This window comes from Nakamurella sp. (assembly GCF_048594475.1).
Classification (GTDB): Bacteria; Actinomycetota; Actinomycetes; order Mycobacteriales; family Nakamurellaceae; genus Nakamurella.
On sequence record NZ_JBMDXT010000246.1, the window covers coordinates 1 to 9,068 of the forward strand.

At 72.6% G+C, this 9,068-nt stretch carries 7 protein-coding genes; 5 read left to right on the forward strand and 2 right to left on the reverse strand.

From position 1 onward, the window contains the following. On the reverse strand, positions 1-1,406 hold a 1,406-nt coding region (locus tag ACOJUF_RS11375), incomplete at its 3' end, for a PHA/PHB synthase family protein (RefSeq protein ID WP_420121960.1). Next, positions 1,403-1,828, reverse strand: coding sequence for a helix-turn-helix domain-containing protein (locus ACOJUF_RS11380; protein WP_420121961.1), 426 nt, complete (start codon positions 1,826-1,828; stop codon positions 1,403-1,405). The genes ACOJUF_RS11380 and ACOJUF_RS11375, both read right to left, overlap by 4 nt. 431 nt (positions 1,829-2,259) lie before the next feature. Between ACOJUF_RS11380 and ACOJUF_RS11385 the strand changes: the two genes are divergently transcribed. The 5 genes from ACOJUF_RS11385 to ACOJUF_RS11405 all read left to right on the forward strand — a co-directional run bounded on the left by ACOJUF_RS11385 (position 2,260) and on the right by ACOJUF_RS11405 (position 8,782). Beyond that, positions 2,260-3,054 carry a TrmH family RNA methyltransferase gene (locus ACOJUF_RS11385; protein ID WP_420121962.1) on the forward strand — a complete coding sequence of 265 codons (795 nt, stop codon included), beginning with the start codon at positions 2,260-2,262 and terminating at the stop codon, positions 3,052-3,054. Positions 3,055-3,157: 103 nt separating this feature from the next. Continuing rightward, positions 3,158-3,814 (forward strand): DUF2537 domain-containing protein, encoded by a 657-nt coding sequence (locus tag ACOJUF_RS11390; protein WP_420121963.1) that lies wholly within the window; start codon positions 3,158-3,160, stop codon positions 3,812-3,814. 197 nt (positions 3,815-4,011) lie between these two features. Further along, entirely contained in the window at positions 4,012-5,223 is a 1,212-nt protein-coding gene (locus ACOJUF_RS11395; protein WP_420121964.1) for an alpha/beta hydrolase family protein, read from the forward strand. Between the two features lie 117 nt (positions 5,224-5,340). Further along, complete coding sequence (locus ACOJUF_RS11400) at positions 5,341-5,964, forward strand: hypothetical protein (protein WP_420121965.1); 624 nt, start codon at positions 5,341-5,343, stop codon at positions 5,962-5,964. Between the two features lie 91 nt (positions 5,965-6,055). Continuing rightward, positions 6,056-8,782, forward strand: coding sequence for a LuxR C-terminal-related transcriptional regulator (locus tag ACOJUF_RS11405; protein WP_420121966.1), 2,727 nt, complete (start codon positions 6,056-6,058; stop codon positions 8,780-8,782). Positions 8,783-9,068: the final 286 nt, after the last annotated feature.

Here is a 9,068-nt window from a genome sequence, read left to right on the forward strand (position 1 = left end):
CCGCGGGCCAGCTGATTCTTCAGATAGCACGACCGCAGATAGAAGGAGTGCATGACGGCCGGCATCCGGGTGGAATCGGCATTCCAGGTGAGCAGGTCGAAGGCCGGCGGCTCCTCGCCCTTCATCCAGTTGTTGACCACGTAGTTCCAGATGAGGTCGTTGCCCCGCATCAGGTTGAACGTCTTGGCCATGTTGTCGGCGGGCAGGAACCCGGTCTGGTTCATCTGCTGCTCGAGCTTGCTGACGCTGACCTCGTCGGTGAAGACGCCCAGCGCGCCCGGCTGGGAGAAGTCGGTGAGCGTGTTCAGGAAGGTCGCGTTGTTGATGCGGTCCTTGCCGATCGCGTCCAGGTAGGTCAGCGAGATCATGGTCAGGGTCCCGCCCAGGCACAGGCCGAGCAGGTTGACCTTCGGCTGGCCGGTGATCTCCTCGATCACGTCCAGGGCGGTCAGCGGCCCGTTGAGCAGGTAGTCGTTCATGCCGACCGACCGCATCGACTCGTCCGGGTTCCGGTAGCTGATGAGGAACACCGTGTGGCCGTGGTCGACCGCCCACTGCACGAGGCTGCGGCCGGGGGACAGGTCCATGATGTAGTACTTGTTGATCCACGGCGGGCTGAACAGCAGCGGGATCTCGTACGTCTGCTCGGTGCTGGGGCTGTACTGGATGAGCTCCATCAGGTCGTTGCGGAACACGACCTGGCCCGGCGTGACGGCCAGGTTCTTGCCCACCTCGTAGACGCCCTTGCGGTACTGGCTGGGCATGCCGTTGTTGTCGGCCAGGTCCTGCAGGAAGTTCTGGGCGCCCTTCATCACCGACAGGCCGCCGGTCTCGATGGCCCGCCGCATGGCGTCGGGGTTGGTGGCGAAGGTGTTGGTCGGGGCGGCCGCGTCGACCATGGCCTGGGTCAGGAAGGCGACCTTGACCCGCAGCGCGTCCTCGATCGGCGCGCCCTCGACCAGGTCCTCCAGGGCCTGCTCCCACAGTTCGTACTCCTGGCGGAGCAGCCAGAAAGCCGCATTGTCCTTCCATGCGGGGTCGGCGAAGCGCTTGTCCCGCTTCTCCTCGATCGGGCCGTCGACCTTGGCGCCGGCGGCCCGGGCGCCGGCGGTGGCCCACGCGCGGAGGATGCCGGTGGTGTACCGGGTGCCGACCTGCAGGGCCAGGTTGGGCTGGGTCGCCAGCGCCAGGGCGGTGCGGGTGAACGCAGGGATCGCCGCGACGGCGTCGAGCCGGCCCAGCGGAGTGTCCGAGAAGGTGCGCTCCGCCCGGTTGAGGACCTCGGAGATGCTGGCCCGCACGCGCCGGTCGAGGTCCTCCCACGGGGAGGACTCGGGCGCCGGCTTCGCCTTGGGACCCACCTCGTCCCAGGACAGGTCCAGCGGCTTGGCGTCCGCAGCGGTCATGTGAGTTCTCCTCGGTCAGCGGTGGAATTCTCGGTCAGGGCCGCTCCGTTGCGACGTCCCTTGATGCGTCGGCGTTCGTACGTCACCTGGCGGAAGGCCAGGTAGGACTCCTCCAGCGCCTTGCGTTGCTGGGTGGTCAGATCGGGATCCGCCCGGATGGCGACGACGACGGGCGGCGGCGCCTCGTCCAGGTCGGGTTCCGGGGTGGGCGGTCGCAGCGAGTCGGCGGACATCTGCAACGAGTCGGCGATCGCGTTGAGGACCTGGTCCGACGGATCCCGCAACCCGCGCTCGATCTGAGACAGGTAGGGGTTGGAGATGCCGGCCATCGCGGCGAGCTGGCGCATCGGCAGCGAGGCCATTTCCCGCTGTCGGCGAATCATCTCGCCGAGCGACATGGACTCGGACCATGAATGGTTCATCAATTCCAGCCTAGGCGCGGGCGCGCCGTTGCGGGGCGCATCCGGGCCACTCGAAGGGTGACGAAGACTGCAATTGCGGGTCGGAATCGGGCGGAAGGGTCATGCACCGGGCAGCGCCCGCGACCGCCGTCCGCGACGTCCGCAGACCGCCGGATCAAGTCGGCGGTGGCGCCGTATCGGTCGTGCGCATCGCGCTCTCCTCGCCCGCGGGGGATGTCAGCAGTGACTCCCGGTTAACTCCCGGACGCGAAGTTAGCAGCGGAGTTGCTAACCGGCTAACGAATCGCCAATTATGTGACGACCGTCACACTTTGTGAGATCGGTCACCCGAAACGGGGAAGGGCCGGCCCGTCCCCGGGTCGCGTCGTCGATCCGACGACACCCGGATGACCAGTGCAAACGGCGCTCGGCGGACGGTCGAAGATGGTGCGGTGAGCAACGCCGTCCGCATCGACGATCCGCAGGATCCACGCCTGGCCGACTTCCGCGATCTGACCCGGGCGGACCGGCGGCCCGACCGGCCCGGCGGACGCGGCCTGGTGATCGCCGAGGGCACGGTGGTGGTCCGCCGGCTGCTGGGCTCGCCCTATCCGCTGCGGGCGCTGCTGGGCCTGCCGCGCCGGTACGAGGAACTGGCGGGCGACCTGGCCGGGTCCGACGCTCCGTTCTACGTCGTCGACGCCGACCTGATGGCCCGGGTGATCGGTTTCCACCTCAATCGCGGAGTGCTGGCGACGGCCGACCGAATTGTCCCCCCGGCCGCTGCGGAATTGCTGGCAAATGTCCGTTCCGTGGCGGTCCTGGAAGGCGTCGGCGATCACGAGAACCTGGGGTCGATTTTCCGGAATGCGGCCGGGCTGGGGATCGGTGCGGTCCTGCTCGGCGAGGGCTGCGCCGATCCGCTCTACCGGCGCAGCGTCCGCGTGTCGATGGGCACGGTGCTGCACGTGCCCTTCGCGCCGTTGCCGTGGCTGGACGAGGGGGTGGAGATGCTGCGCGGCCACGGATTTCGGCTGCTGGCGATGACTCCGGCCGGGGAGTACCGGCTGGCCGACGCGCCGTTGGACGGGCGGATCGCCGTGCTGGTCGGCTCCGAGGGGCACGGCCTGACCGCTGCGGCGATGGATGCGGCCGACGTGCGGGTGCGCATCCCGATGCATCGCGGCATCGACTCGCTCAACGTGGCCACCGCGGCGGCGATCGCCTTTGCCGCGCTGCCCGGCTGATCCGCCCGATGTCGCCGGCCGCCCGGCCCGTTCGCCCTGCGCCACCGGTCCCGCGCGGCTGGGGCAGACTGGGGCGGTGCAGGGCGATCACGGGGGTGACGGGGTGACCGACCGGTCCGATCCGGACGCCGGCGACCGCCGGCCCACGTTGCGGGTGGTCGGCCCGGACGAGGGTGCCGCCGTCGTGGCCGAATCTTCCGTCGCGACCGCGCCGGCGGAGCCCGGGACCGAGGACCGGCCCGCCGGCGCCGCGCTGCAGCCGGCTCCGGACTCCGCTGCGGACGGCCGGGTGCTCTCCGGTCCGGGCGAGCGGGCGGACTCCGGTCGGATCGACGGTGGCGAAGGCCGCGACGACGCCGGCCCGGATGCCTGCCCGCGGGCTGATGTCGACGCCGGCCGCGACGACGAGGGCGACGGGGACGGCGGGGACGACGAGGACGGGGACGACGGGGACGGGGACGGGGACGAGCGCGACTGGGCGTGGGTCGCCGAGTGGCGGGAGTCGAACGAGCCGACGCCCTGGGCCACGGGTCTGCCCCTCGCGGCGTTCGCGGCCGTGCTGGCCGGGGTGGCGATCTGGGTGCTGTCGGCCGGGCTGGCCGACCGTCCGCTGCTCGCCGTCGTGCTGAACCTGCTGGTGGCCGGGGGTCTGGTCCCGGCGATGTGGCTGTCCCGGAACCTGCCGGTGCTGCGGTGGTTCGCCGCCGGTTCGGCGGTCGGCGTCGTCGGGGGCTGGGTGGCCGCCCTCATGATGCTCTGACCGGCCGTTCGCACGACGTGACCGGCCGCCTCGGCATGATCCGCCCCCGGGCCGTCTGCCCCTGAGTGTCCTCCGGATGTCCGCCACCGGATATCCGCCACTGTGCGGATGTCTCCGGCGCGCGTCGAGGACAGGATCGTCACATGCCGTTCCGGAGACACCGGAACCGGCGGGTGACGATCGGTAGGAGCGAAGACATGGTCTGGACGGCGGCGGGCGCCTTCAACGCGGACGCGGGGTTCGATTTCGAGGCGCGCTGCGCGCTCGGTCGGGCGGCCACGGGCGTCGGCGACGTCGGCCTGGTGCTGGCCACCCTGGACCGGATCGGCGACGGCGGTGCCCAGGCCTGGTTCGACCAGTGGTCGGCCACCGCGCGCGACCTGCAGGTGCGGGCCGGCGCGGCGGCGGCCGCCGGTCACCGGGCGACGGCCGGGTGGGCGTTTCTGGCCGCGGCCGACTACTTCGCCGTGGCGCTGGGCGCCCTCGACGGTCTGGCGGACACCTCGGTGCTCGGCCCGACGTTCGCCGCGTCCGAGACCTGCTGGCAGGGGTGGATCGACGCCGCGGCCGGCGCCCACGTCCGGCTCGACGTGCCCTACGAGGGCGCCACCCTGCCCGGTTGGCTGCTGCGCCCGGACGCCTCCGGTGCGCCCCGGACCACGCTGGTCATGACCAACGGCAGCGACGGATCCCGGCCGGCCCTCATCTCCAGCGGCGCCGGGCAGGCCCTGTCCCGGGGCTGGAACGTGTTCGTGTACGACGGCCCGGGGCAGCAGTCGATGCTGTTCGAGCGGGGCGTGCCGTTCCGGCCGGATTGGGAGGCCGTGCTGACCCCCGTGCTCGACGCGCTCGTCGCCCGGGACGACGTGGACGCCGCCCGGTTGGTCGGGTACGGGGTGAGCCAGGCCGGCTACTGGCTGCCCCGCGCGCTCGCGTTCGAGCATCGCCTGGTGGCCGCGGTCGCCGACCCCGGGGTCATGGACGTGTCCACCTCCTGGCTCGGGCACCTGCCTGCGGAGCTGGTCGGTCTGCTGCGCAGCGGCGACAAGGAGACCTTCAACGGGTACATGGCGCAGATGTCCGGGGACCCGGACGCCGAGCGCACCTTCCGGTTCCGGGCCCGGCCGTTCGGACTGGCGGAGGATCCCTTCGACGTCTTCACCGAGGTGATGGCCTACAACCTGAGGGGTGTTGTGGGGCAGATCCGGACGCCGCTGCTGATCACCGACCCGGCCGACGAGCAGTTCTGGCCCGGGCAGAGCCGGCAGCTCGCGGCGGCGCTCACCGGTGAGAAGCAGGTCCTGGACTTCACCGCCGACCAGGGCGCGAACTGGCACTGCGAGCCGCTGGGCCGGCAACTGACCAACCGGCTGATGCTCGACTGGCTCGCGGAGCGGCTGTCCTCGTGACGGCCTGAGCTCCGGTCACGAAAACCATTCATCCCGACGGGTCGTCGGCCGTCCGGCGGTTCGACTCCGGCGGCGCTGCCGGGCGCCCGTCTCCACTCCTGTGCGAAAGGTTCCACCATGAAGCCACTGTCCCTGATCCTGGGATTCCTGCCCTGGATCGCCTTCTCGTTCCTGGCACACCGCATCGCGGCCGATTCGGTCGCCTGGAGCGGCCTGATCGGCGTGCTGCTGGTCCTGGGCACGACGCTCACCCAGCGTCCGGTCCGGCCGTCGGTGCTCACCGTTGGCATGCTGATCCCGCTGAGCATGATCACCGTCGTCGGATTCGTCGGTGGACCCGACGTCGACGCCTGGCTGTACCAGTGGGCGGTTCCGGGTGTCGGCCTGTTCCTGGGGTTGTACATCCTCGCGCTGGTGCCGTTCGCGCCGTTCACCGAACGCTTCGCCCGGCAGTCCACGCCGCGCGCGTACTGGGGTTCGCCCACGTTCAACCGGATCAACCGCGTGCTGAGCGCCGCCTGGGGACTGGCCATCGCCGTCATGGGCGTGTGCAGTCTGCTGGTCGCGGCGCTCGACCTGTACGGCGACGGCGTCGGCGGCCCGGGCACTGGTGAGCTGCTGCTCAACTGGGTGATCCCGATCGTCGTCATCGTCGGGATGGTCAAGTTCACCACCACCTATCCGGCGAAGGTGCGCGCGCAGGCGCGCGCGGTGCCCGCCGCCCCGGCTCCGGCCGCCTGACCCGAAGGTCTGCCGCCCGGCGCTGCGCCAACTACTCTGCTCGGCAATGGCGCGACAGGGTGGTGACCGCGGTGCGCCGGATCGCTCTGCCGTGGTCGAGGGCCTGCGGGCCCGGATCGCCGCAGCCACCGCGGACCGGGTCGGGACCAGCCTGTGCGTGCTGGGTCCGGCCGGCATCGGCAAGACCCACCTGATCCGGTCCCTGCTCGATCCGCTCGATCGCCCCTCGGGCGACGGACCGGCGCCCGGGACGGGCCCGGTGACGGTGTTGCGGGCCGCCGGTGACCACCGGCGCCGCCACGAGCCCTTCGCGGTGCTCGGGCAGCTGACCGGGCCGACCCCGCCCGGCGACGATCCGGCCGACGTGGTGTTCGACCGCGTCGACGAACTGTGCGGGAGCGGCCCGCTGGTGGTCTGGGTCGACGACGCCCATCACGCGGACGCCGCCTCCCTGGCCGGCCTGCGCCGCCTGGTCTGGGCCGGCCGGTCGCTGCCGCTGACCGTGGTGCTGTCGGCCCGGCCTTTCCCGCAGCCCGACCAGCTCGACCTGCTGCTGCGGCAGGTGGGGCTCATCGTCGAGCTGCCGCCGCTGGACCGGATGATGACCGAGCGGCTCGTCCACGACCGGACCGGCCGCTGGCCCGGACCCCGCTTGCGACACCTGCTGGACGCCGCCGGCGGCAACCCGCTGTTCGTCGGCGAGGTGCTCCGGGCCCTGGTCGAGTCGGACGGATTGCGACCGGCCGGCGAGGCGGTGGAGGTCGCGGCCGGCGTGGCGGTGCCCGCCGCCGCCCTGGACGGGGTGATCCGCGGCCACCTGGCCGAACTGGACGACACGGCCACCGAACTGCTGGCGGCGCTGGCGGTCTGGGGCACGCCGGCCGCGCCGGACGATCTGGCGGAGATGCTCTACAGCACCCCCGATGCGCTCGCCCCGGCCCTGGACCGGGCGGTCCGATCCGGGGTCGTCGTGGTCGAAAACTCATGGCAATCAGTCGATTTCACCCATGATCTGTTTCGTGAGGTCACCTACGACGCGGTCCCGGAGGCGACCCGGCGCCGCCTGCATCGGCGGGTGGCCGCGGTGCTCACCGAGCGTGGCGCCGGGCCGGCTCCGGTCGCCGAACACCTGCTCCAGGCCGCGCGGCCCCGCCGGGACGGGCCGGACCTGGAACTGCTGGCGGCGTTGAACGGCGCCGTGGAGGCGAGCGGCCGCTTCGCCCCGCAGGTTGCGGCGGATCTGCTGCGGGTCGTCGACGAACTCACGGCGCCCGACGATCCGGCGGGCGAGGAACGTCTGCTGCAGCAGGCGCGTGAGCTGTTCCGCGCCGGGCGCGGGGCCGCGGCGGAGCGCCTGGTGCTCGAGCGGATCGGCCGGATCAAGGACCCGGCGGTGGCCGCCGGACTGCAGCGGGTGCTCATCACCTCGCAGATCAACCGGGCCGACGTCGACGGAGCCTTGGTCAGCATCGGGCACACCCTGGCCATCGAGCGCCTCCCGCCGCCGGTGCGCCGGGCCCTGTTCGCGCAGCGGCAGTGGGTGCTGCTGCTCGGGGGCCGGTTCGGCGAGCTGGAGGATCTCGACGAACTGACCCGGGTGACCCGCGCCGCCGACGACCGGCCGGCGGAGACGTCGCTGCGGCTCACCGCCGCCGTCCTGGCCTACGTCCGCGGCGATCCCGGGCAGGCGCTGCGGCGGTTCGCCGAGTGGCCCGAGCTCGCCTCGGGCGAACCGGGCGAGCTGGTCGCGTCGACCGCGATGGTGTGGCCCGCGATGTTCCGGCTGCAGCTGGAGGGCCCGCGGGCCAGTGTTGGCACCCTCGTCGAGGCCCGGGCGACCGCGGCCCAGCTGGGCAGCCCGTGGGTCAACCCGTTCCTCGGGGCCGTCGCGGCCGGTGCGGCCTGGACGGCCGGGGATTGGGACGGCGCCGTCGCCGAGGCCGACGCCGCGCTGGAGACGGCCGAGGAGACCGGGACGGGCTGGATCTCGATCACCATCGGCGAGCGCATCGACATCGATGCCCGGCGTGGCCAGGTGCGGGCCGCCCGCCGGCGGCTGGAGGACTTCCGCAGCCGGCGACTGCCCGCCCAGTTCGGACGCGGGGACGTCGACGTCGCCGAGATCTCCCTGCTCGAGGCGGAGGGGCGCGTCGTCGAGGCCACCGACCTGGCCGAACGCTACTGGGCCGGGGTCCGCACCCAGCCGGGGTTGGGCGGCGAGGACTTCGCGATCGACGTGGTCCGGCTCGCGGTGGTCGGGCTGCGCCCGGCGCTGGTCGAGCAGGTCGTCGCCGACGTCGAGCGGATCGCGCCGAGCGAGTGCTCGCCCGGGGTCCTGGACATGGTGTGCGGGATCGCCCGCGCCGATCCGGTCCGGATCCGGCGGGCCCATGAGGTTTTCGCCGCCCGCGGGTACGTCGGGCGGTCCTGGCAGGCGCTGGACGAGCTGGCCTGTGCCCTGGCCGCGGCGGGTGACCGGCCCGGGGCGGTCGCGGCGATGGAGGCGGCGGTCGCGGGCTACGAGCAGGTCCGGGCCGTCGTCGACCGGGACCGGTTGCTCGCCCGGATGCGGCTGCTCGGTGTGCGCCGCGGGTCGCGTCAGGCCCACCGCAGTCAGGCCGGCGGGTGGGACGCGCTGACCGCCACCGAGCGGCGGATCGCCGACCTCGTCCGCGAGGGGCTGACCAACCGCGAGATCGCCGCGCGCCTGTTCGTCTCACCGCGCACCGTGCAGTCGCACGTGTCCCACATCCTGGAGAAGACCGGACTGCGGTCGCGGGTCGAGGTGGCTGCCGCCGTGCCCGCGTTCGACGGATGACCTCTCGCCGGCGGGTGCCCGGCGCCGAGTGAAGGCCGGTGCTCGGTGAGCGGGTGTAGGGCTTCGGTCGGCGGCGGCGGGGCGGGTTCGGGTGCGGCGGGATCGGTGCGGCGGGCTTGTGGCTGGGCTGGCCGGGTTCGAGTGAAGGCTGGTGCTCGGTGAGCGGGTGAGGGTCTTCGGGGGCGGCGGGGGCGGGGTCGGGTGCGGCGGGATCGGTGCGGCGGGCCGGGGTCTGGGCCGGCGGGGTTCGAGTGTAGGCGGGTGCTCGGTGAGCGGGTCCGGGTCG

Bases quoted from the DNA above. Each gene is read 5' to 3' on its own strand.
- ACOJUF_RS11380 (WP_420121961.1), bottom strand. From the start codon at position 1,828: ATGAACCATTCATGGTCCGAGTCCATGTCGCTCGGCGAGATGATTCGC.
- ACOJUF_RS11395 (WP_420121964.1), top strand. From the start codon at position 4,012: ATGGTCTGGACGGCGGCGGGCGCCTTCAACGCGGACGCGGGGTTCGAT.
- ACOJUF_RS11400 (WP_420121965.1), top strand. From the start codon at position 5,341: ATGAAGCCACTGTCCCTGATCCTGGGATTCCTGCCCTGGATCGCCTTC.